Source organism: Phocaeicola massiliensis B84634 = Timone 84634 = DSM 17679 = JCM 13223 (assembly GCF_000382445.1).
GTDB lineage: Bacteria > Bacteroidota > Bacteroidia > Bacteroidales > Bacteroidaceae > Phocaeicola > Phocaeicola massiliensis.
The window spans coordinates 2724164-2747154 of sequence record NZ_KB905472.1 but is presented as its reverse complement, the minus strand read 5'-3'; the positions used below and the strand labels follow the sequence as shown (position 1 = coordinate 2747154).

The window sequence follows — 22991 nt, the reverse complement described above, 5'->3', positions numbered from 1 at the left end:
AACAATTAATCAAAAAGCCCCGGAATCAGGGGATCATTTAGATCTTTGACATCATTGAAATTAGTCTTGTCGAACAGGTCACGCAAGTGGGTTTTGTCAGTCAATGATATGCTGAGAATTTGCAAAACTTCATAGGTTGAACGTTTCAACTTCATATCATGTTGGACAATAGCCACAAGACAGTACGTGATAATAGCCACACTGATTTGTATGCGAACAGCGTTCTCTGTTGTGCCCCAGAATTTCTTTATCTTGAGATGCTGCTTGAGCCATTTGAAGAACAGCTCGATTAACCATCTTTTCTTATAAAGATTGGCGACATCCAGTGCAGAAAGTTGTTTTGCATTCGTCAAGAAAGTGAACTCACGGTCATCCTCTTCGTCGTAATATCGGACGAGTCTGAATGACTCAGGATATTTTTTCTCGGAGAGATATCCGGTCAGTTTCACTTCCGCATCTGTCATTATGTTCTTTGGCATTCTTCGCTTCCATTTGACTGTCTTATACTTTAAGTTTGTCTTGGCTCTGACAACAAAGAAAGAGTCTGTAAGATGTATCCTATAGAGTTCTTTAAAGGAGTCATAAGCCCTGTCGAATATATAATAAGCATTTGGTTCATAATGGATTGAAGACATTGCTGTGGAATCATGCTCTGAAGCAGTGGTTACGGTATAGAAAGCAGGAACTTGTGCTTCAATGTCGTATAAGACATGAGCTTTCACCCCTCCTTTCTTGCTTCGGAACTTTGCCCATGGGAATGTTGCAAGACACAACGGAATCGTTGTTGAATCAAACGCATATTTCTTTCCGGAAATGTCAAGGATGTTGGTCGTCCGCTTCTCGCAGGCTTCCTTCATCATATAGAATGCAAAGTCTTCGAAGATTCTGTAATCACGGTTCTGGTTGGCTGTCGCAAGAGTTGTTTTGGCTATCGGTTCACGACCTAAACCAAGATGATATTGCTTGGCCCTATGCGCCTCGAAAGCAACGATTAAGTCTCGCAGGCTTTCACGGTTACTCAGTTGTCCAAACATCATCGCGAGCATCTGATTCCAGCAAGTGAAATGTTTCACATATCTGTTGCCATCATACTTGCGAACATAGTTGTTGAACTGAGTCCTGTTCAGAAAAGCGGTTAATTGAGAGAATACGTATTTGTCTTGGAACATAGCAGCCATTTGTATTAGACTGCAAAGTTGCAAAATCAAGTCCGTTTCATTTTAAAAAACCGCGTAATTGACTATATTTCAATAATTTCAAAGAACTAATTATCCACTTTTACGGGACAGTAGTGAAAAGAAACATTATATAGGTTTGGCCCGTTTATGTCGTGCGTTGCAATATTATGGCTTAATTAAGAATTATGGGTCTGCTCCTTGGTATTCTGCTCCAATTGCGACAGATGATGAAGAAGCATTATACAAAACTCAGGATTCACGTTCGTTGGTCGTTGACTCGGTGATGGCTGATTTGCAATATGCTTGCGATTATATGCAGGAGGGAAGCAGCCGTACACGGGTTACTCGTTACGCTGCTTTAGGATATATGGCACGCATAGCCTTACATGAAGGTACTTTTCGTAAATATCATGAAGAGATAAGTGAACTGGCCGGTACTGCCAATTCATTCTTGGAAAAAGCTGTTTGGGCTACTGATGAAATAATGAGTTCCGGACAATTTGAAATCACAGGAAAAGGGGCAGCTGCCTATCGTGATTTATTCACTAATCCTGATCTGAGCAAAAATAAAGAAATAATTTTATTCTCTGATTATGATAAAGATTTAAATCGTAAGAACAACACTTCAACAGTATTAAACTGGCAATGGAATTTGAGTCGTAGCCTGGCCGATAGTTATTTAAAATCGGATGGAACTCCTATCACAGAGGCAGATCGTACCAAGACTTTTGTAGACATGTTTACTGACCGTGACCCCCGTATGGCTGAGACAATTATGTATCCTGGATTTATTAACGAAGGAGACAATAGTACGCTGCCCACTAAAATTGTATTGGATTACGGTGGCTTGGGGCAAATCAAATTTTTGCCACGTACAGATGCAACTTATGGTGGGTGGGGTGAAAATATAACCGACCTTCCTATCATCCGTTATGCCGAAATTCTATTAATAAATGCGGAAGCAAAAGCAGAACTCGGCATATTGACCCAAAACGATCTGAACGCAACAGTTAATTTACTCCGCAGTCGTGTGGAAATGCCCGAAATGACTATAAATGTTCCGATAGATCCGGCTTTGGAAGCATTATATCCAAGCGTAAGTGGGGCATTGAAAAACGTCATACTTGAAATACGTCGCGAACGTCGGGTGGAATTGGCATGTGAAGGTTTCCGTTACGATGATACAATGCGCTGGGCTGCCGGCAGCATCTATGAAAGACCATTCGAAGGTGTTTATCTCCCGGGGTTCGGTGTATATGATTGTACCGGTGACGGTGTGCCTGATGTGGCATTGTTCAAATCTCCCAATGATAAAATGGGATATACTGATGAAGAATTGAAAGAACTTTCTGTATATTACACAGAAGATGAAAACGGTGCTCCAAAACAGATTTATTTAAGTGAAGGTGATAAGGGAAATATTCGCTTCTATTCTGATACAGATGAGGATGCCAATAAATTTATTGCACCTAAATATTATTATTATCCACTGTCAAAAGATGAATTGGTCTTAAATCCCAATTTGAAGCAACCGATTGGATGGTAATAGTATAATGGAAGATATTGTAATATGTGAATCGTTACGTTTTCAAGATAACTGATTTTAGTCAAACCTCTGATAGCTCCATTAATTGGCAAGGCTGTCAGAGGTTAATTTTATCATGGTGTATTAAACAACGTAATAACTTGAGGGTCTTACCGGTGCAAAGTTACGCATTTTTAGAAGTTTGGGTGTTGACTTCTTGTTTGTTCTGCGTTAGAAAGCAATTCTGTATGATAAAGATGCAGAAATTTGCGTGGGAAGCGGTGAAATATCCCCTGCTGACAATGTGTCAACAGCGATTTAACGGGAACAGTCCGGTTGATCGTGAAGTAGCGGACCACTTGTCACTCTTGAGGGTTTAACATATCATATCACTGGTCGAGGAAAGAGTAAGGCGTTTCTTAGGGCCGGCCAAGTCCTTTTGAACGGAAGATTATTACAGTCTACTGCAATGGACTGTACAGTCCGTTACCGTGGACTGTACGGTCTACCGTAACGGACTATACGGTCCACTGTGGAAGACTGTAGTAATTCGACTTATAGACAGGCATAATCGAAAGGACGGAAACGTTTAAACCGGCTAGTGAAACGACTTAGGGAGTTCAAAACGGGATCAAAACAAACCTTATGGGATCACGGATGGGAAAACCTGTGATGCTTACTGCTTCTATGAAGCCTTTGGATTCAAAGTGCACATCATAGGATAATGCAGAGGGCATCCGTTCATCAATATGAATGTGTGTTTCTGTTGAAGTCTGTTCAACACGGACCGGTGAAAAGTAATTGAGGGTTTCAGAAGGAAGCGCGATACGAGCCATGAGGCAGAGGTCAGAATTTCGGGCGAGAATAGGAAACTATAATCCCCACTAAATTTCTACTGCCCCTTAGAAAGCATTTTGTTTTAATTGTCTCGCTTTTGTCTTACCTGTTTAATGAAAAAGAGGCCAATATCTTTAATTTTAGATATTTAGCCTCTTATTGGTTGCGGAGGCCTGACTCGAACAGACGACCTTTGGGTTATGAGCCCAACGAGCTACCAACTGCTCCACTCCGCGATGTTGTGTTTTGATTACGAGTGCAAAGGTACGACTTTTTTCTTTAACTCCAAATATTTCTCGAATATTTTTTCAATTTAAAATATGTAAGAAATATAAGTGCTTGATTATTAGTGTGTATTGTGAGTGTTAATTAACGTATATATGAATATTATACTTTAATTGCTTGTATGGTCCAAATTAATAATGTAAATTTGCTCACATATATAAATAATGTGCAACTGAATCTATATGGCAGTATCAAAGACAAGAGCTAAATTGGTAGACGTTGCCCGTCAGCTTTTTGCTAAGAAGGGGGTGGATGACACTACGATGAACGATATAGCGGTGGCTTCTAAAAAAGGAAGACGCACCCTTTATACGTACTTCAAAAGCAAGGAGGATATCTACATGGCGGTGGTGGAATCTGAGTTGGAAATGCTTTCGGATGCAATGGAACAAGTCGCTAAAAAAGATATCACTCCGGACGAAAAAATTTTAAAATTGATAGAGACGCATTTGGATTCTATCAAAATGGTTGTGTATAGAAACGGAACATTGCGGGCCGGCTTCTTCCGTAATATATGGCGTGTGGAAGCTGTGCGTAAAAACTTTGATGCAAAAGAAATCAAACTTTTCAAACAAGTATTGGCGGAAGGAAAAGACAAGGGTATTTTTGATATTGATAATGTAGATATCATAGCTGATATTGTACATTATTGTATTAAGGGAATTGAAGTGCCGTATATTCGCGGACAGATAGCGGAGGAGCTGGATGATGAAGCCGGTTGGGCTTATGTGGCGAAAATCGTATTCGGTGCTCTGGGACGCAAAGATACCGGAAAAGAATAATTTAATTAATAACGTAAAATAGAAAACAAAATGGGATTATTAACTGGAAAAACTGCGATTGTAACAGGTGCTGCTCGTGGTATTGGTAAAGCAATTGCGTTGAAGTTTGCTTCTGAAGGAGCAAACATTGCATTCACAGACTTGGTTATCGACGAGAATGGTCAGAATACTGAAAAAGAAATTGCTGCTTTAGGTGTGAAGGTAAAAGGTTATGCTTCGAATGCTGCAAATTTTGAAGATACAGAAAAAGTAGTGAATCAAATCAAGGAAGATTTCGGTTCTATTGACATTCTGGTCAACAATGCCGGTATCACAAAAGATGGATTGATGATGCGCATGAGCGAAGCACAATGGGATGCAGTAATTGCAGTCAATCTGAAATCTGCTTTCAACTTTATTCATGCTTGTACTCCTATCATGATGCGTCAGAAGAGCGGAAGCATTATCAATATGGCATCAGTGGTAGGTGTTCACGGAAATGCCGGTCAATGTAACTACTCAGCTTCTAAAGCCGGTATGATTGGTTTGGCTAAGTCTATTGCTCAGGAACTGGGCTCTCGCGGTATTCGTGCCAATGCTATTGCTCCGGGCTTTATCATTACTGATATGACAGCCAAACTGAGTGATGAGGTAAAAACGGAATGGGCTAAGAAGATTCCTTTGCGTCGTGGCGGTACTCCTGAAGATGTGGCTGATGTAGCTACATTCCTTGCTTCTGATATGTCATCTTACATATCAGGACAAGTGATTCAGGTAGATGGTGGTATGAATATGTAATCTTTGCATGACAGTCGTTTACGAAGATAATCATATAATCGTAGTCAATAAGACTTCTTCTGAGATTGTTCAGGGGGATAAAACCGGTGATACTCCTTTGTCGGAAACGGTAAAGTCGTATCTGAAGGAGAAGTATAATAAGCCGGGAAATGTCTTTATAGGTGTTACTCATCGTTTGGATCGTCCCGTCAGTGGTTTAGTGGTTTTTGCCAAAACCGGTAAAGCATTGGCACGACTGAACGAAATGTTTCGTAATGGAGACGTAAAGAAAACCTATTGGGCGATAGTGAAAGAGTGTCCGAAAGAAACGGAAGGCGAATTGGTTCATTATTTGGTCCGCAATGAGAAACAGAATAAGTCTTATGCATATGATAAAGAAGTAAAGAACTCGAAGAAAGCGATGCTTCATTATAAGCTTATCGGTCATTCACAGAATTATTATCTGCTGGAGGTGGATTTAAAGACAGGACGTCATCACCAGATACGTTGTCAGCTGACAAAAATGGGATGTCCTATCAAAGGCGATTTGAAATATGGTGCTCAGCGTTCCAATCCGGATGGTAGCATTTGTCTTCATGCACGGATGGTGAAGTTTATGCATCCTGTTTCGAAAGAACTGATTGAATTAACGGCACCGGTGCCCGCAGGTAATTTGTGGAACGGTTTTGATATGGACTGAAGAAATAGAAAAGGGAATGCTTCACAGCATTCCCTTTTTTCATTTTAGGCATCTTTCATTTACTTCAACACTTCTCCGCTTTCGCTGAAAAGTACAGTGCTCTCAGTACCCTCTTTGTCGGTTAAAACAACTTTATAAGTCTTTGTACCATCTTCTTTTGCTTCAACTGAAGCTTCTTTGATAGTTAAGTCTGCATAGTTTTTGGTAATGGCTTCTTGGACAGCTGCCGGAAGATCTTTTACTTCGATTGGAGTGAAATCATTCACTGTTGTAACGGTTTCGATACTTGCCGGATTCATGTTGTAAGCAAATACACTTGTTCCAATTCCCATTACTAATGCTACTGCTACAAATAATTTTTTCATAATTGTAAGTTTTTACAGGTTAATAGTTTATCTCGTTTGTTCTCTCTGATATTTAAAGAGCAATTGGCATGCCAAAGTATAATTTGTTTTATAACTTGTTGATTTGTAGTACAAATGCGGTTTTGGCTCAGTGTGGCGGAATGTGAAAAAATGGGGAATGTGTGGAGAGGATTGGGGAATTATTCCCCAATCCTCTTTTTTATTGGATATTGTATAGCTTCAGTTTGTTATACAGTGTTTTGCGGTCAATGCCCAATAAGAGGGCTGCTTTGCTTTTGTTGTTTCCGGTTTGTTGAAGGGCTTCCAGGATGCGCTTCTTTTCTGTTGCCTCGTCGTGCAGACTGAGGCTTGTGCTTGTTGGAGAAGCACTGGATGACTCAACCAGTTCATATCCCAATTCTGTTAAAGTAATATAGCTGCCTTGTGCGAGCAGTGTGGCACGCTTTACAATATTTTTCAGTTGGCGAAGGTTGCCGGGCCACGAGTAGGTTTGCAGTGCATTGCTGGCAGCCGCGTCAAAACCTATCAGATGTCGGTCGAGTTCGTGATTGGCCTGATCTAAAAAGAAGTTGGCAAAAAGCAAGATGTCTTCCTGACGTTCTTTCAGAGAAGGCATACGCAAGGTAAATTCATTGATTCGGTGGAAGAGATCTTCACGGAAATTACCTTTTTCAATAGCCTTTTGAAGATTCTCGTTAGTTGCACTGATAAGTCGGACATTTACTTCTATTTCTTTATTGGAACCTACAGGACGGATACGCCGTTCTTGCAGGGCGCGCAGAAGTTGGATTTGTACTTCGTAGCTTAGATTCCCTATTTCATCGAGAAACAGTGTGCCGCCATTGGCTTCGACGAAAGCACCGGTTTTGTCGTTAAGTGCTCCGGTAAAGGAGCCTTTTACATGGCCGAAGAATTCGGAAGCTGCAAGTTCTTTGGGGATAGAGCCGCAATCTATTGCAATGAATGGCTTGTCGGCACGTTTGCTTAATTGATGGATGCGGTGGGCAACGTATTCTTTGCCTGTTCCGCTGGCTCCATTGATAAGAACTGACATGGGGGTAGGGGCAACTAAGCCTACATAATTATATAATTGGCGTGCTGCTTCACTTTCACCTTCCAGAAAATTGGATGATGGAGCAATTGATATGGACGGAGCAGAGCCGGAAGGAGCTGCAATAACAGTTTCGTTTTGTAGCGCTTCATTTATTTTCTTTAGCAGTACATCAGGTTGTACTGGTTTGGAGATATAGTCATTGGCACCATTTTTCATGGCTTGTACAGCACTTTGGATATCTGCATAGCCGGTCATGATAATAAGGGGAATTTGGTGTCCATGCTCTTTCATCCATGCAAGTAAAGAAATACCGTCTTGATCCGGCAGACGCAGATCTGAAAGCACAAGGTTGTATGATTGGGCATCCAGTTGTTTTCGGGCACGTGCACTATTGCCGGCAGTGTCTACCAGAAACCCTTTCTTCCCTAGCCATGTCTTTAACATGGTGGCGAAAGTTAAATCGTCTTCTACTATTAAAATAGAGTATGGCATTTTTATGTTTTTAATGATACAAAAATATACCTTTTTTTACTATGCTTCGAAATGCCGGAGGATTTTCTAATACCTTTTAACTTATAAAGGTCTAAATCTGTTCTTCAGCTTGGCGGATTACTCTGTCTATTTCATCAAGGATAAATAAAGCTTTTTCGCGTATTTCGGAGGTCATTTCGGTTGTTCCCCGTCTTTGTTCCAACCAGGTGAGAGGTGCGATAGAAGTGTTGGCTCCCAGCATGGTAAATAAAGGCAAAAGTTTATGTGCCATGGCGGTTATTCCTTCTATTTCCTCATTTTCAAGGGCGGTGGCCATGCAGCTCCGGTTCTTTTTTGTTTCCGACACAAATGTGCGGATGATTTCTTTCGCTGCGTTGGGGTCATCTTCCGAGAAAGCGGTAAGAGCCGAGAAGTCCAATGAAGACGAGTCTGTATGTGAACTGTCATTGGTTGGCGACTGTAGGATTTCAGTGCCGGTCTCTTCCAAATCTGTCAAGTCTTGCCGGATGGCTTGAGAAAGAACTTCGAAAATTTCATGTGTGTTAAAGGGTTTGTGGAGACATCCGGCAAAACCCTTGGAACGGAAATATTCAGCGTCCATGTCGCTACGTGCGGTAATGGCAATAACGGGAATTGTTTTTGCCCGGACAGCCGGAAGTGCACGGATGGCATCCAATAGGTCGAAGCCGTTCATGGCGGGCATTTGTATGTCGGTCAGAAGTGCATCAAATTTATTCTCTTCCAACTGACGGAAAAGTTCTTCAGGCTGTTCACAACAGGTGACATGGATGGTGGGACGTTTAAGCATGGCAGCAGTCAATTGCAGTTGAATGCGGTCATCGTCAATGAGGATAAAGTTCTTTATACCTTCCTCTCTTTTATTCTTTTTATCGGTGTTGGGAGCTTGGGGAAGAGGAAGGTATACATGAAACGTACTGCCTTTTCCCGCTTCACTTTCTATTCTGATATCTCCTTCGAGCAATAAAATAAGTTTTTTTGTAATGGCCAGTCCCAGTCCGAAACCTTCTTGTCCTTGTGCATTACGCAGGCGGGTAAACTCTTGGAATATTCGTTTTTGTTCTTCTTCACTGATTCCGCAACCGGTATCACTGATGCTGAAGTGCAGTTGTCCGTTTTCCAATGCTGCACGGAGCGTGATACTTCCTTCTTGTGTAAATTTTAATGCATTGGAAAGTAGGTTCTCTACTATTTGTCTGGTGCGGAACGGATCGCCTATATATAAGCGGTTTAAGGGTTCTCCACAGTCGTACTCCAATAGCAAATGTTTGGCATTTGCCATTGGTTTGAAGCTTATATAAATGGTGTCAAATAATTGATGAGGGTTGAATGTTACCTTGTTTACATCCATTTTATGGGCATCCAGACGATGATAATCCAATAAAGAATTCACCAGACTCAGCAAATGCTTGGCAGAGCTTTGCATATTGTTGAGATAAAAGCGTTGTCGCTCTTCTGTGGTGATTCGCTCTAACAGGTCGGTATAACCAATAATAGAACCTACCGGTGCTTTTATGTCGTGTGTAATGGTCAACATTAACTTTTCGCGTGCTACCAGTAAGTCTTCGGCGCGGCGTTTGGCTTTCTCCAATTCTCGGCGATAGTGGTTACTGCGTGTGATGTCCCGCCAGATAAAAATCAGAAAGATACTTGCCAGTAGCACAGCTACGATGGCTATGGCCTCTACGGTGCGTGCCGAACTTTGTCGGATTTCTTCTTCCTGTATCTGTTTTTGTTGTGCCATTCTTAGCCCTTCATCTTCGATGGTGCTTAACAGTTGGTTCACTTTCTGACTTAGTTTTAAGCCGCTGAGACGCAGGGACTGTGTCCGTTGGTTGAGCATCTTCAACTGCTGCTGTTGAGTGTCGGTTACACGACTCTGTACGTTTTTCAGCAGTGTGACAACAGTATCGGTCGGACTGTATGATTCCGTCAATGTATCTGTAAATTCTTCCTGAATCACATTATTGACTTGGGTGGAGTCGCCCTTTCCGGGAGAAAAGACTTCTCCCAGTCTTCTGAAAAATCCTTTCGGCTTCTTATGGATAATGTAAGAATTGGTATGTGTCACTACTTTTCGGCGTACATGGGGAAGGTTGAGTAATGAATCTTGTTCAGCTATCAGTTTTTCGATATGTTGCTGATAAATTTTGTCGGTACCTCCTTCCTGGATGGCGCGGAGAAGATTGCGCATATTGCGTTCCTTTTCTGTCAGAAACATCTCGACAGTGTCTAAGCGGAGGGTCTGGATACTATCTGTCAACAAGCTTCGCAATGAATCAACTGCAGCGTTCGCCTTTTGCATGGATGCCTTGTAACGGAAGTATTGTCCCAATTGACCGGCACTTAAGGATTGTCCGATGATTTCAGCCTGATACAGCTGACCGACAATTTCATTGGTTACCCGTCGGCGTAAATTCAATATGGTTTCGTTGTCATCCGTTTCGGTCAATGCTTTCATTTCATGGTTGATATACTGAATGGAAGCAAATAACAGAAGCGTGAGCAAGATGTAGCCGGAAGCTACTTTCAGTTGTGTTGATAAACGTGGCATAAACGAAAACTTCAAAATGATGGTTAATGTTTTTCAAGCGTTCGCGACCGGAAACGTAGATAATACATGATACCGGCAGTAGTGAGACCGAATGGGAAGGCCATCCAGATACCTACGATTCCCCAGTCCATTACGAATCCGAAGAAATATCCGGCAGGTAAGGAGATAAGGAAATAAGCGATAAAAGCGATATACATCATCGGTTTGACATCTGCAATGCCTCGCAGTGCATTGGCAAAGTTGATTTGGAGTCCGTCACCGAATTGGTAGACAATGAACGGGATGATTAATTGTGCCACCGTCACACTCACTGCCTGGCTGTCACTGAACCAGCCTCCCAATTGATGTCTTAATAAGAAGATGGGAAGCGCTCCTATAAGGGCAATACCCAACATGATGTGGAAGCCCGAATATGCAGTGCGGCGTACATTAACCCTATCATTCTGTCCGTTGAAATTGCTGACACGTACAGCCACAGCTGCCCCCATGCCATAATACATCATAAAGCATACCTGTGAAATGGCAAGCATAATTTGATGAGCGGCAAGTGCTGTAGTCCCTATCCAGCCCACCATAATGGCACTTAAGCTGAATGATGCAGTTTCCATGCCCATTTGCAATGCGATAGGCCAACCAAGTTTGTTCAGATAAATAAAATCGGCACGGTTTATTTTGCTGTGTACAAAGCCTTCTTTATATATATGATATCGTTTAGTACAGAAAAAGATGAGAGCAAATACTATTACCATCATAATTCGGGAGGCGAGAGTAGAGATACCGGCACCGAGCAGTCCCATTTCAGGTATGCCGAATTTTCCGTAGATCAGAATATAGTTGCCTATGATATTCATGACATTACCGCCCAGCAACAGCCACATCGATACGCGGGTATCGGTGATACCATCGGCAAATTGCTTGAAAGCATTAAACAGGAGGACAAATAATAGTGATATGAGCAGTACGATAAAATAAGGTCTCATCAGTGGAAGCAATTCTTCGGGTTGCCCGAGACGATGGATATTCAGATAGAGCACCCACATGATAAAGGTAAGCAGTACCGCCAGCAGGACATTGGCAAAAATACTATTTTTGAGCATTCTCCCCACTACCGATGTCTCCCCGCGTCCGAACAGACTGCCGACAATAGGGGTCAGGCCATACGAAAAGCCGGTTGCAAAAATGATGGCCAGCGTGAACATATTGTTTACGAAGCTGGCGGCAGCCAATTCGTTGGTACTATGATGTCCGATCATTAGCGTATCGGCAAACCCAAGGATAATAACACCCACTTGGCCGATGACAATGGGAATTCCGAGTGTAAATAGAGATTTGTAATGTTGAATGTATGTACGGTTCATAGGTTATATATATATTTTTTCCGTTCTCTTACGGAGTGTGGCTTGCACCTTTGGCGGCAGCTTTATAATATAATACGGAACAATTTTCAGGCAAAAATGTTTGTTTCGCTGCTCTCTTAATCTGTTCTTGCGTGACAGAACGGTATTTTTCCACTTCTGTATTTATGTCTTCAGCTTTTCCGATTAACTCGAAATAAGCCAGATTAGTGGCCACATTCAGGTAATTGAGGTTGTTGAATATCTGTTCGCTTTCATAGCGGTTCTTCACTTTTTCCAGTTCGTTCTCGTCTATACTGCCTTCAGTCAGTAAGGCAAGTTCTTCCCATATAGCTTTTTCTGCTTCTTCCAGCGTCTTTTCCGGCGCAGGTTTTCCCACGATATGGAAAAGACCGTTGTCGATGCTTCCGGATATATATGCGTCAATGGAATTAAATATTTGCTTATCCTGTACCAAATGTTGCACGAAACGTGAAGAACGTCCGCTGCTCAGCAAATCGCTCAGCATATCAAATGCATAATAGTCGGGATGATTGCGTGAACACATGTGGAAAGCCATATACAGGGCATCCACCGGAACATTTCGTTCTACCGTCAGGCGGCGTTCCTCTGTCTGCATCGGCTCCATGGGGAGCGAACGGCGGGGAACGTGTCGACGGGGAATCGGACTGAACCATTTCTCTGCCAATGCCACCGTTTCTTCAAAAGTAATATGTCCCGTCACCGCCAGAATAGCATTATCGGGAGCATAATAGCGGAAAAAGAATGCCTGCACCTCTTCGGAAGTAGCATTGGCAATGTGGCTGATTTCTTTTCCGATGGTAGGCCAGCGGTAAGGGTGAACCTTGTAGGCCAGTGCACGCAATAAATGAGAAGCATCGCCATAGGGCTGGTTCAGATTTCGTTGCTTAAACTCCTCTATCACCACTTGGCGCTGCACTTCCAGGCTGCGTGGGTTGAAATCCAGCGATAGCATACGGTCACTTTCTAGCCAGAAACCTGTTTCCACATTTTGGCGCGGAAGGGTGATGTAGTAATTGGTGATATCGTTGTTTGTCCATGCGTTGTTTTCTCCACCGGCATTCTGTACAGGCGTGTCATAGTCGGGCACATTGATGGAACCTCCGAACATAAGATGCTCAAACAAGTGAGCAAATCCTGTATGTTCGGGGTCTTCATCGCGTGCACCCACATCATAGAGGATATTCAGTGCCACCATTTGAGTGGTGTTATCCTCAGAATGGACAATGCGTAGTCCGTTTGACAGGGTATGTCTGTTGATTTCTATCATCTTTTGCGGGTGACTTCAGTTATTCTACAACAGTCGCTTTAAGGATACGTATATTGTCCAACGGACGGTCGGCACGGTTGGTCTTGGCAATCTCTATCTTTTCCACCGTTTCCATACCTTCCACTACTTCACCGAATACAGTATACGAGCCGTCCAAATGAGGCGCACCTCCCACAGTGGTATAAGCTTGAATCTGTTCGGGAGTGAAATGGAATTTTTCTTCTTTATCCGCCATGGCCTGTGCTTGGGCTTCGAGGGTATCTTGCAAGGCATATAATCCTTCCGTGTCACCGGCTTTACGCATTTTATAGATTTCTTTCATGTGCTTTTGTGCCAAGCTGTCGAAGATAGCTTCCTCGCGTTGCTCATTGATCTTATTTTCCATGCCAAGCAGTTGGGGTTCGGTGAATTTGCGTCCCGTGACGATATAGAACTGACAACCGGACGAAGCCTTCTGCGGATTCACGTTATCTCCTTCGCGGGCTGCTGCAAGTACACCTTTATGATGGAAGAACTTGGGAACAAATTCGGCCGGAATGGTATAGCCCACATCTCCGTTACCCAACATGGCGGTATCAGAAGCCGTTTTGCTGGTCGGGTCACCGGCTTGCACCATGAATTGCTTGATAACACGATGGAAGAGAGTACTGTCATATACACCTTCTTTGGCAAGTTTGATAAAGTTATCGCGATGCTTCGGTGTTTCATTGTACAGTTCTACAGTGATGTTTCCCATTGTTGTTTCCAGTTTTACCTGAGTACGCTTTTCTTTTCCCATATTATGATTTTCTTTTTTAGAGCCGGCACCGCATGCTGTTATAAATGCGAAAGAAGCGGCTATCATTAATACTTTATTTATTTTCATGTTTATAATATATATGTATAAGTTTGCAGATGATAAAGTGGACAAATGTACAAAATAGTTTTGATGTTGCCATAGATTGTCGTGTTATTAAAAAGCAGAAAGTAGTGTTATGATAAAAATATATGTTCGTTTCAGTATTCGTACATGTAAAGAAGGTAATAACAAAATTTCGTCTTTTTCTAAGGTGACAGATGTACCGCAAATGTCTTTTTTGAAATTTGCCAAACAGGAAATTGCTCATGCCCATAAGATAGGATGCTACAGCATGGCGCGGAATTATGGTACAGCCATCCGTTCCTTTAAAAAACAATATACTCACTTACAATCGTCATAAGACCAATTATACGGTGTGTATTCATTTGAAACCTTGCATCCGTGCCATTTCGCTATGCAGAATCTTCCACCACGGACTATGTCTTTCCACTGATAACAAGCTTGAATGAAAAGAATAAAAAGCCGGGATATGTGTTACTCCGCACAAGAGGTATAACCTCGCAGATTAAAGCATCGTTGCTATAAACACTATGAAGGTATTAAATTCAGTTTGCTACAGCAAATTCTAATTCCTTTGTTTTTATTCTTGAAAATATCAAATAAGTTGTTTGCAATTGCATCTTTTAGTGAATACTGTAATTTGTATATACACTGATGCTGAAAAGGTTTTAGTATGGGTATAGAAAGTGAAAAAGAGGACACATTGTTTGAATGTGTCCTCTTTTCTTTTTATGATATATGATTAAAACAGTTTGGCAGGATATTCACCGGCATCTACCAATGCTTGGATTTTGTCTACTACACTCTGGCGGTCTTCGGGATAAGTTACACCGAACCATTTGCTGGCAGTATCCAGAACTTCAACGGTAGCTGTTCCGTCATTAATCAATTTATCTACCATCAAAGGAATAAAGAATTCGCTCTTCAAGTTTTCCATGTTCTTAGGATCGCTTAAGAAGGTCTTGAAGAATTCCTGGCTGTATGCAAAGTAATCGGGAGTAAAGCCCCAGAAATTCATACTAACCGGAGTAGTGTCGGCTGTTGCTGTCCATTCTCCATTATCGTCGATATATTTCACTTCTCCGTCGATGCGCTGAATTTTGGTACGTTCTACTACGGAAGTCAGCAGATTCTTTTCGTTTGTTTCGCAGATACCACGAGAAACAGTACCGCTTTCGCTCAGTGTGTTACCTACACGGAAGCCTACCATCGAATAGGTGTTTTTAGCTCCTTCGGGAAGATTTGCAAGGAATTTACCCATTACCTGGAATGAGTCACGGCCATAGAAATCGTCACAATTGATTACTGCAAACGGTTCTTTGATAACATCGGCGCCCATCATGACTGCGTGGTTGGTACCCCATGGTTTGGTACGGTCGGCAGGACAAGTGAAACCTTCGGGCAGTGCGTCCAAAGCTTGGAAGACCATTTCGCAAGGAATGTGTCCTTCGTATTTAGAAATGATTTTATCACGGAAATCCTGTTCGAAATCTTTGCGGATAACAAAAACAAGTTTACCAAATCCGGCGTTAATGGCATCATAGATAGAATAATCCATAATAGTTTCGCCGTTAGGACCCAGTCCGTCCAATTGTTTGAGGCCACCATAACGGCTACCCATTCCGGCTGCTAATAAGAATAATGTAGGTTTCATAGTCTATTTATTTAAAAATTGATATTTTGACTACAAAGCTACAAAAATATATGAAGGAAAATGTATTTGTGAGCGGAAAAAGAAAAAAACATTCTTTTTTTGAATTTTAATATTGATAAAATATCTTTTTCCGAATAATATTTCTATCTTTGTGCCATTGGTTTGACTACAAAAGTATTAAAATATATATCCCTCAATGATTGTGGAGGACATTACGATGCGATATCGGGGTGTCCTCGTTTTTTTGTCCCTTCCTCTATTTAGAAGGGGTAGCCGATAGCGAAGTGAAGGCCAAGGCCGTCTTTGAACTTCGGTATATTGTAGTAGCCGCTTTTTCCTGTGTCGTATGGTGCGTGCAGGGCAATCCCCAAATCGAGTCGGATAACCAGAAACGTCAGGTCATAACGTAATCCCACACCGGTGCCGAGTGCCACGCTTTTTGCAAAGTTTCGCATGGTGAGTTCTCCGCCGGGACGCGCTTCGTCTTTTTTCATCAGCCATACATTGCCTGCGTCAAGGAAAGTGGCGCCATATAGGTCGCCCAATATCGGAAAACGGTATTCTATGTTGGCTTCCAGTTTTACGTCGCCTGTTTCATCGATATATCCATAACGGTTGTCTGCATTGGGATGGAAGGTACCCGGACCAATGGAGCGAACCGTAAATGCGCGTATACTGTTGGCACCTCCGATATAGAACTGCTCGCTATAGGGGGCAACAGTCTGATTGCCATATGCATAGAGGACTCCTCCCATCAGGCGGGTAGCTATATGTTGTTTTTCTCCTACTTTGAACAGGCAGCGTATTTCCGAGGTCATTTTCAGGAACTGTGCGAAGGGGCTTCCCAATAATTCTTTTCCTTTTTCTTTCATCCTTTTACCGAAGGCAGCATAAACGAGTGAAGTTACATTACCGGCAGAGGTGAAAGAGGTTTCCCACCATAGGTTATGTCGTTTTTTCAGAGGAGCGTTATCGTATGTAAAGGTGTAGCTCATGGCAGGGATAAATTGATTTCCCAAACTGAGAGCCAATGACTTGTTTACATTGATAATGGAGTCAAATTCGCTGGTGGTATGTTGCAGAGTGTTGAATGCAAGCCTGAAAGGGGTCACGGTGTGTTTCCAGGTGCGCGATGGCTGGAAATCATAGCTGACGGTTCCACCGAATGACAGCATCTTGAAGAAACGGGCACGGTTCAGTTGGTCTACATAGAGCTTGAAAGATGTATGTGAAGGAAACAGGAAGCGGTTTGATTTGTTCTTCATCCACGGCAGTAACAGACGAGGATAATCCAAGGAGAAGGATGCTCCCAGTTCGTATGAATTCATTTTCGATTTGTCTCCTGCCACACTGTTGGATGCGGTTTGCCATTCATAAGATCCTTTCAATTGGAAAGAAAGCTTGGCGGCTGTACGCATAAAGTTGCGTCGTGACAAACTGAAAATGGCTCCCGGTCCTGTCTGGTCGGTGCTCTTGGTTGTGACATTGAATTCCAGCTCTCCGTCGTAGGGAAGGTCGAACATGGCATTTACCTTGACGTTCAGGGTGTCACAGTCGGGACGGGTGTTTTTGGGGGTGTAACGGAACTCTGTATATTTGAAGATTCCCAGGCGCGCCAATGCTTCTTGGGTATAGGTCTGACGTATTTGGGAATACAGTTGTCCTTCTTTATACAGAAAACGTTTACGCAAGACCAATTCGCGGATACCGGGCTTCTTTCCGTGATAATGAATGGTCATATCTGCAAAGGTCAATGAGTCTGTCGGCTGTTCTCCCTTATATCCTGTAAGGTAAACAGAGGTTTTTCCTATATAATAAGGACGGCGTGCTTCTGCCGGCACTCCTTTTTGCGGTACTACCTGCAAACTTACAAAACCGGGATTGCGCAGTGTGTCTGCACGGAAGGTGGTAAATTCGGGGCGGAAATAGTAGTATCCGTTATTCCTGAAAAGAGTACTTAGCCGCTGGCGTTCTTCTTCTAATTTCAACACGCTGAAATTATCTCCTTTGCGTAATATGCGTTGGTTGTAGGTGGCACGGATCAAGCTGTCGGCTCGTGCCGGATATTTGAGGTAGGCAATAGAGTCCAGATAATAAGGATTGGCCATATTGATTTCGTAATTGAGCTTTGCTTTTCGGGGATTCTTCAGGGTGTCGACCGAATAGGATACTGAACCATTGAAGAAACCATAATCGCGCAGCAGGTTGGTTGCTACTTTTACTCGGGTTTCGGGGTTAACAGTGGAAACATAAACCGGAGTAGAGCCCAATTTGTTAAATATCCAGTGTCCCACTCCTTTCTTTTCCTGGTATTTCACAAAGTCATTATATATCCATAAACCGAATGGAATGGGAAAACGCAGGGAGTTACTTCCCAAAATGGCATTATTGGGAGGGTAGGACAGAGCTGCCTCTACTTCTTCCAGAGTTTGTACTCCGGCGGGAGTTTTGTCTTCATTGATGACATTTATGTTCTTTACACCTACGTAAAGGGTTTCGCCTTCGGGCAGATTCTTCGTGGTGGAACAACCGGCCAGTAGGCATAGAAAAGCTGTCAGTAACAGCAGGTCAGTGTGAATTCTTCTCTTTTTTATCCTTGTCATTTTTGTTAATCTTTCTTTTTCCTGAATATAAATAACTCACCCAGGTGACTCATTTTCTTTCGCAGAACGATACCGACTCCTGTTTCGATGATTTCACCTTCGAGCACGCTTTCGTAGTTTTTGTCATGGAATACTTTGACATATCGGGTGCCGCTATTGTCCAGACGATATTCGATGGAAACATTATCAATAAATGTTTCATCTTGCTGGGCTGTATTACCGGTAGACACTTTTCCACCGATGACGATACGGAAACGGTTGTTCCAGAAACGTTTGGCAAACTGGAAGTTGTAATCCGTCCGCTTTCCGCCGTCTTCGGCATTGTCAACGGTTTCCATTCCCAAACTGATATCAAGGGCCTTGCCTGCAATATTCGAGATTTCACTTTGCAGGAAGGAGTTGAGAGCATTGTTCATATTGAATCCTCCGGTAGAGTTGCCTTCTGCCATATACATGCCGGTGACGAGCATGGTAACAGCCAGTTTGCCCCGTTCTTCAGGGGTCATGGCAGTCAGTTGGTCTTGTACTGATGCATCTTCGGGAGCTGAAAGGGTGAAGGCCAGTCCCAGATTTTCCAATCGTTGGCTCAGGGCGATGCCTACATCGAAGCTGACCATACGAGGACTTTGTCCGTCCTCGCCGACAGTAGCGCGAACTCGCTCTGTGGCAGTAATATTGAGCTGGGGATTCATCACATTGCCTGTCCATTCTACATAGCTGCCGTTTTGGATGTTGAATGTCTTGAGTGGAATGACCGGAATTTCATATTTCATTTCACCGCTGATGAGCGAGTAGCGTCCGTTCAACAGCATTTCACCTTGCGGGGTGTATTGGAAAGAAAGGTCTCCGCCTCCTTCGAGCAACATATAATTGGAGCCGTCCGGTGTGATATCGACGTGTGCTTGGACGGCTTGGTCAATATGCATCGTCATGGCGATATCCATGCCATTGATGGACACCGGCTGGATGGTTTCGTTCGCTACTTCCGTAGTGTCATTAAAGTTGACGAAAGTTACCATGTCTCCCAAGCGGTCGTTCACGGTCAGAGGAGAATCTTTCATCACATACGTGAAATCTGTCTTTCCCAATATATTCATGTTGCCTCGCATCATGAGGGCGTCTATGGGACCACGGAGAGTAGCGTCGAAGTCTACATACATTTTGCCATATACCATAGCCCGTTTGGTGCGGGGGGCATTCAGTAATTCGTAGTTTCGGGCTTTCATTTTTAAATCGGTAGTCATACGCTCCAGATTGGAAAAATCTACGTTACCGTTGATGGTGAAAGGAGTTTTTCCTTTGGTGAAGATATCAAAGTCCTTAAACGTCATTTTACTGTTGACCATCTGCACCGGTTCGTTATCGAAGCGGAAGAGCGCAGATAGTTCGGGCATGAATATTGATACGGAATCGAGTGACAATTCGCCATTGAGCAGAGGCTTGGAAGGATCGCCTTTCATGGCAAGTGTTCCATCAATGTCACCGCCCAATTCTATCATGTTATCGGGTATGAATGGATTGATGACATTCAATGGGAAGTGTTCGAATGCAACATCTGCACTCAGGTTGCCTTTGCCGTCGGTTGTGGGCAGATAGATACCGCCGAGGTGAGCTATCTCTTTGTTGTTGTGACGAATATATCCGTCTACGTGGTGGTCTTTTTCATCACCGGGCAGGTATACACCGCTAAACTCCCAATTGCCGAGAGGGGTGCCTTCATATTTGAATTCATCGACTTTCAAGTCACTGCTTACCATCATGTAAGGACCGGATTCGATATAGTGCGCTTCTGCTCCAATCCATCCTTCCATATCAGGCATATACGGCAGAATACGACGGAATTCTTTCAGGTTGATTCGGGAGAGCTCAACTGTCATGTCCTGACTGGCAATGCTGTCTTCCCGATTGGTATAGAAGCTGAGACCCGTACCTTCATCATCGTGCAGATGGAGATTGGCATGGATGCGTCCGCGGTCTGTCAGGAAAATGTAATTGTCTTTGTTTACTGTAAAAGGACGATAAACTAATGTTGGATGTTCGGGGAAGAGACGCATGCGGATACCCCGTCGACGTAAATCGGCCTGAACTCCCATATAAATGCCTTGTTCCTTACGGGCATTCAGATATTGGATGATTAATTGTGCCTGATTGGTACCTATATTTCCTTCCAGACTGACATCGTAAGCTTCCTGGTCAGGCTTCGGTCCGTTGACAACTCCGCTTAGGAATTTGATGCCTTCCATGTCTTGTTGAATATCAAGATAGAGTGTATCCAATACAATACTGTCTGTACTCAGGCTATAAAGGAATGCTTCTCCGTTCAGACCTTCTGTCGGAGAGGAATCAATATCCATAAAAAGTTTCCGGTAAGAGATGCCCATCATGGACAGGTAATTGCAAACCGGATTGTCTTGTCCCGAAGTGACGCGGAAACACAGACCGGGTAAATATTGTTTCATTTCTTCCTGGTCAATATGTTTATGCTCCCATTGTTCGGAAAGTTTTTTCATCAGTGTTTCTGCCTGACGGGATAAGTGTGTGATGTGTCCGTCTCCTTCTAAAGAAAAGTCGAAATCACCGGCACGCAAATACATCCGGGTAGAATCACCGGCTGTGGTAAATCCCAATAAAAGGTCCTTGGGATGCGAAGTACGTTTAGGTGTGGTGATGGTGATATTGGCCATGGATGCATCCACAGAATATTTGTTTGCCATGTCTGTTGTGAGGTGGACTGTGATGTTTTGCGAGGTCTGCATACGTTCATTTATCAAGTGCAACGCCTGCCAGTCCATGCGGTCGATATCCAGTTTCAGTGTGGCTGCTGCATTATGCGGTTTCAGGCTTCCATCGAGATGCGCCCGTATATCCATTACTTTATTATTGATTAATAAAGCTGTATTGATGATATGTTTTTCGAGTCCGGCCGAGAGTTGGATGCCCGACAGGATATAATTGCCGTAATGGAAACGGTCAATGCTGCCCGAGGCATTGAAGGTGGTTCGGGGGGACATGAAGTCCAGTCCTTCTCCTTTGACCCCCAAACGTGCAGATACTGCAAAGAGTGAGTCTTGCGGCAAGAATCGGTGCAGGTTCAGATTGTTGATGGCAACATCGGCTTCATAAGCTTCGCGTGAAAGGTCGTACTTGGCATAGATCCGGGCGGCATGTTCCATTTTGAAATCATCTGCAATAGAGATACTGTCATTATAGACGGTAATGGGGATGGTGTCAATCACTGCCAATATACGAGCGTCCGGTTCTTTTAATAAAAGATCTGTACCCATTTTGGAACCCGACATGGTGAATTTACCTTCCAGACGCGTACCGTCAGGGATGGCAACTCCTTCGGCAAGAACGCTCAGGAAATCCATATTCTCCACTTCCGTTTCAAGTGTTATGTCTCCTCCGCGTTTCAGAGTATCGGTCAGATGGGTTAATTCACCTTTGGCAAAAAGCTCCAATGCACCGGGCAGTTCGGCACTCAGGGCAGTCAATTTGAGTTGGTTGAGATCACCATCCACTCCTGTACGGATGCGTAAGGGCTCGGCCGGATATTTCTGTACGAAATGTTCATTCATGTTGCCTATCAAGCGTACAATGTCTTGTTTGCCTATATCAGCCATTAATCGGGCAGACAACCGTCCTTCACTTTTCATTTCGAGTGCATCCCAGTCGATGGATGCATTTAATTCGAAGTCCGAATCGGAAGTGGCGAGACGCAAAGAAGGGATGCGGAGCGATTGCTTGTTGGAGAGCAGTCGTCCTTGGGTGGATTGAATCTCCAATCCCGAGCGTTCCTTTAAGACAAAGCGGTTAATGATGGCTTTCATGTCACGACCTTCATAATGAAGAGAATCGAGTTGCACGCCGATGCCGGTCAGTGCGATATGGGAAGGATCCAATCCTCTCAGAGCAATGCTGTCTGATGGAAGAGGAGACGGTGCTCCCGAGTCATAGTTTACTTGTCCGTTCTCTATTTTAAAACTTTGAAGGGAATAGGCGGATTTATGCAGGTCTATCAATCCGTTGCGTAAAGATGCTTTTGCCAGCGATGTGCTGAGCGCGAGACTGTCAAGCGGCATCTGTAAAGCGAAAGATACATTTTGCAAATCAATGTTCTGCAGGATTATTTTCCAATAGGTAGTGTCGGTCTTAGCAGTATCGGCAGCTGTGGTATCATTCAGGCAAAGAGACAAGTCGGTGTCTTTAAGCAGTACTTTGTTCACTATGGCTGTTTCGGGGTCGAGTGCCACACCGTGGCTGGATATGAACAATTCACCGAGGGTTCCTTGTAGCTGCATTCCGTTGATAAGGTCATTGGAATTGACAGTGGCTCCTTTTAAAGAGATACCGTCTACTTCCACTTGTTTTTTTAACAATGGCAACAACTGTACATTTACCTGAAGGCGTTTTACGCTGAGCAATGTATCGTTGTGTTGGGAAGATGCTTCCACGTCATTTACTACTAAATTGAGCGGAAAGGATAAGGATATTCTTCCCACTTTTATATTCATTCCGGTTGATTCAGAGGCATACGAAGCCGCTTTGTCCACCAAAAAGTTTTGTATGGGGGGCAAATAAATCAGTATACATAAGAGAATGAACAATATGAAAGGAGAAGCTACCGTCCATATTGTCCAGCGGATATATTTCTTTTTCATCGTGTGTTTTGTACAAACGTTT

Annotated in this window: 15 protein-coding genes, 1 tRNA gene and 1 pseudogene; 6 read left to right on the top strand and 11 right to left on the bottom strand. The window is 43.2% G+C overall.

Translation table 11 applies throughout. The features are described from left to right. Nucleotides 1-5: 5 nt before the first annotated feature. Nucleotides 6-1169, bottom strand: a complete 1164-nt coding sequence (locus HMPREF1534_RS07620) for an IS4 family transposase (RefSeq protein ID WP_005937314.1) — start codon at nucleotides 1167-1169, stop codon at nucleotides 6-8. Nucleotides 1170-1299: 130 nt separating this feature from the next. Here HMPREF1534_RS07620 and HMPREF1534_RS20990 point away from each other — a divergent pair. Together HMPREF1534_RS20990 and HMPREF1534_RS07625 are read left to right on the top strand one after the other, a co-directional pair. Next, nucleotides 1300-1551, top strand: a pseudogene (locus HMPREF1534_RS20990) (RagB/SusD family nutrient uptake outer membrane protein); the annotation flags it as partial. Further along, a complete protein-coding gene (locus tag HMPREF1534_RS07625) occupies nucleotides 1546-2724 on the top strand; it encodes a RagB/SusD family nutrient uptake outer membrane protein (RefSeq protein ID WP_332870721.1) in 1179 nt (392 codons plus the stop codon). The pseudogene HMPREF1534_RS20990 and the gene HMPREF1534_RS07625, both read left to right, overlap by 6 nt. 976 nt (nucleotides 2725-3700) lie before the next feature. On the opposite strand, the gene HMPREF1534_RS07630 is transcribed toward HMPREF1534_RS07625, so the two are convergent. Continuing rightward, nucleotides 3701-3776, bottom strand: a tRNA-Met gene (locus tag HMPREF1534_RS07630). 231 nt (nucleotides 3777-4007) lie between these two features. Between HMPREF1534_RS07630 and HMPREF1534_RS07635 the strand changes: the two genes are divergently transcribed. Genes HMPREF1534_RS07635 through HMPREF1534_RS07645 form a run of 3 tightly spaced genes read left to right on the top strand, consistent with a single transcriptional unit; the run spans nucleotide 4008 to nucleotide 6063 of the window. Next, the gene (locus tag HMPREF1534_RS07635) at nucleotides 4008-4607 is read left to right on the top strand and encodes a TetR/AcrR family transcriptional regulator (RefSeq protein WP_005941238.1); all 600 of its coding nucleotides are present in this window, start codon (nucleotides 4008-4010) and stop codon (nucleotides 4605-4607) included. A 30-nt stretch (nucleotides 4608-4637) separates the two neighbouring features. After that, nucleotides 4638-5384 carry a 3-oxoacyl-[acyl-carrier-protein] reductase gene (gene fabG / locus HMPREF1534_RS07640; protein ID WP_005941236.1) on the top strand — a complete coding sequence of 249 codons (747 nt, stop codon included), beginning with the start codon at nucleotides 4638-4640 and terminating at the stop codon, nucleotides 5382-5384. A 7-nt stretch (nucleotides 5385-5391) separates the two neighbouring features. Further along, nucleotides 5392-6063, top strand: a complete 672-nt coding sequence (locus tag HMPREF1534_RS07645) for an RluA family pseudouridine synthase (RefSeq protein WP_005941233.1) — start codon at nucleotides 5392-5394, stop codon at nucleotides 6061-6063. A gap of 59 nt (nucleotides 6064-6122) precedes the next feature. Here the strand turns inward: HMPREF1534_RS07645 and HMPREF1534_RS07650 are convergent, their stop codons facing one another. The 6 genes from HMPREF1534_RS07650 to HMPREF1534_RS07675 form a co-directional block, all read right to left on the bottom strand. Further along, nucleotides 6123-6428, bottom strand: a complete 306-nt coding sequence (locus HMPREF1534_RS07650; RefSeq protein WP_005941230.1) for a hypothetical protein — start codon at nucleotides 6426-6428, stop codon at nucleotides 6123-6125. A 199-nt stretch (nucleotides 6429-6627) separates the two neighbouring features. Then, nucleotides 6628-7974: a sigma-54-dependent transcriptional regulator gene (locus tag HMPREF1534_RS07655; protein WP_005941227.1), complete on the bottom strand. Its 1347-nt coding sequence runs from the start codon at nucleotides 7972-7974 to the stop codon at nucleotides 6628-6630. Between the two features lie 91 nt (nucleotides 7975-8065). Beyond that, the gene (locus HMPREF1534_RS07660; RefSeq protein ID WP_005941225.1) at nucleotides 8066-10546 is read right to left on the bottom strand and encodes a hybrid sensor histidine kinase/response regulator; all 2481 of its coding nucleotides are present in this window, start codon (nucleotides 10544-10546) and stop codon (nucleotides 8066-8068) included. Nucleotides 10547-10569: 23 nt separating this feature from the next. Then, nucleotides 10570-11889 (bottom strand): MATE family efflux transporter, encoded by a 1320-nt coding sequence (locus HMPREF1534_RS07665; protein WP_025066814.1) that lies wholly within the window; start codon nucleotides 11887-11889, stop codon nucleotides 10570-10572. Nucleotides 11890-11932: 43 nt separating this feature from the next. Further along, nucleotides 11933-13192, bottom strand: a complete 1260-nt coding sequence (locus HMPREF1534_RS07670) for a M16 family metallopeptidase (protein ID WP_005941220.1) — start codon at nucleotides 13190-13192, stop codon at nucleotides 11933-11935. A 19-nt stretch (nucleotides 13193-13211) separates the two neighbouring features. Next, nucleotides 13212-14057, bottom strand: coding sequence for a peptidylprolyl isomerase (locus tag HMPREF1534_RS07675; protein ID WP_018452054.1), 846 nt, complete (start codon nucleotides 14055-14057; stop codon nucleotides 13212-13214). Nucleotides 14058-14166: 109 nt separating this feature from the next. Here HMPREF1534_RS07675 and HMPREF1534_RS07680 point away from each other — a divergent pair, with 109 nt between their 5' ends. Continuing rightward, complete coding sequence (locus HMPREF1534_RS07680) at nucleotides 14167-14391, top strand: hypothetical protein (protein ID WP_005941214.1); 225 nt, start codon at nucleotides 14167-14169, stop codon at nucleotides 14389-14391. Between the two features lie 402 nt (nucleotides 14392-14793). Here HMPREF1534_RS07680 and HMPREF1534_RS07685 read toward each other — a convergent pair whose 3' ends face one another. The 3 genes from HMPREF1534_RS07685 to HMPREF1534_RS07695 all read right to left on the bottom strand — a co-directional run bounded on the left by HMPREF1534_RS07685 (nucleotide 14794) and on the right by HMPREF1534_RS07695 (nucleotide 22969). Then, nucleotides 14794-15705, bottom strand: coding sequence for a glycosyltransferase family protein (locus HMPREF1534_RS07685; protein WP_005941211.1), 912 nt, complete (start codon nucleotides 15703-15705; stop codon nucleotides 14794-14796). Between the two features lie 260 nt (nucleotides 15706-15965). Continuing rightward, entirely contained in the window at nucleotides 15966-18308 is a 2343-nt protein-coding gene (gene tamL / locus HMPREF1534_RS07690; RefSeq protein WP_005941209.1) for a translocation and assembly module lipoprotein TamL, read from the bottom strand. 5 nt (nucleotides 18309-18313) lie between these two features. Then, complete coding sequence (locus HMPREF1534_RS07695) at nucleotides 18314-22969, bottom strand: translocation/assembly module TamB domain-containing protein (RefSeq protein ID WP_005941206.1); 4656 nt, start codon at nucleotides 22967-22969, stop codon at nucleotides 18314-18316. Nucleotides 22970-22991 lie beyond the last annotated feature (22 nt).

What these genes read in the sequence shown, in the direction of transcription:
- HMPREF1534_RS07655 (WP_005941227.1), bottom strand. Translation starts at nt 7,974, where the DNA reads ATGCCATACTCTATTTTAATAGTAGAAGACGATTTAACTTTCGCCACC.
- tamL (WP_005941209.1), bottom strand. Translation starts at nt 18,308, where the DNA reads ATGACAAGGATAAAAAAGAGAAGAATTCACACTGACCTGCTGTTACTG.
- HMPREF1534_RS07645 (WP_005941233.1), top strand. Translation starts at nt 5,392, where the DNA reads ATGACAGTCGTTTACGAAGATAATCATATAATCGTAGTCAATAAGACT.
- HMPREF1534_RS07675 (WP_018452054.1), bottom strand. Translation starts at nt 14,057, where the DNA reads ATGAAAATAAATAAAGTATTAATGATAGCCGCTTCTTTCGCATTTATA.
- HMPREF1534_RS07620 (WP_005937314.1), bottom strand. Translation starts at nt 1,169, where the DNA reads ATGTTCCAAGACAAATACGTATTCTCTCAATTAACCGCTTTTCTGAAC.
- HMPREF1534_RS07685 (WP_005941211.1), bottom strand. Translation starts at nt 15,705, where the DNA reads ATGAAACCTACATTATTCTTATTAGCAGCCGGAATGGGTAGCCGTTAT.
- HMPREF1534_RS07695 (WP_005941206.1), bottom strand. Translation starts at nt 22,969, where the DNA reads ATGAAAAAGAAATATATCCGCTGGACAATATGGACGGTAGCTTCTCCT.
- fabG (WP_005941236.1), top strand. Translation starts at nt 4,638, where the DNA reads ATGGGATTATTAACTGGAAAAACTGCGATTGTAACAGGTGCTGCTCGT.
- HMPREF1534_RS07625 (WP_332870721.1), top strand. Translation starts at nt 1,546, where the DNA reads ATGGCACGCATAGCCTTACATGAAGGTACTTTTCGTAAATATCATGAA.
- HMPREF1534_RS07680 (WP_005941214.1), top strand. Translation starts at nt 14,167, where the DNA reads ATGATAAAAATATATGTTCGTTTCAGTATTCGTACATGTAAAGAAGGT.
- HMPREF1534_RS07660 (WP_005941225.1), bottom strand. Translation starts at nt 10,546, where the DNA reads ATGCCACGTTTATCAACACAACTGAAAGTAGCTTCCGGCTACATCTTG.
- HMPREF1534_RS07670 (WP_005941220.1), bottom strand. Translation starts at nt 13,192, where the DNA reads ATGATAGAAATCAACAGACATACCCTGTCAAACGGACTACGCATTGTC.
- HMPREF1534_RS07650 (WP_005941230.1), bottom strand. Translation starts at nt 6,428, where the DNA reads ATGAAAAAATTATTTGTAGCAGTAGCATTAGTAATGGGAATTGGAACA.
- HMPREF1534_RS07635 (WP_005941238.1), top strand. Translation starts at nt 4,008, where the DNA reads ATGGCAGTATCAAAGACAAGAGCTAAATTGGTAGACGTTGCCCGTCAG.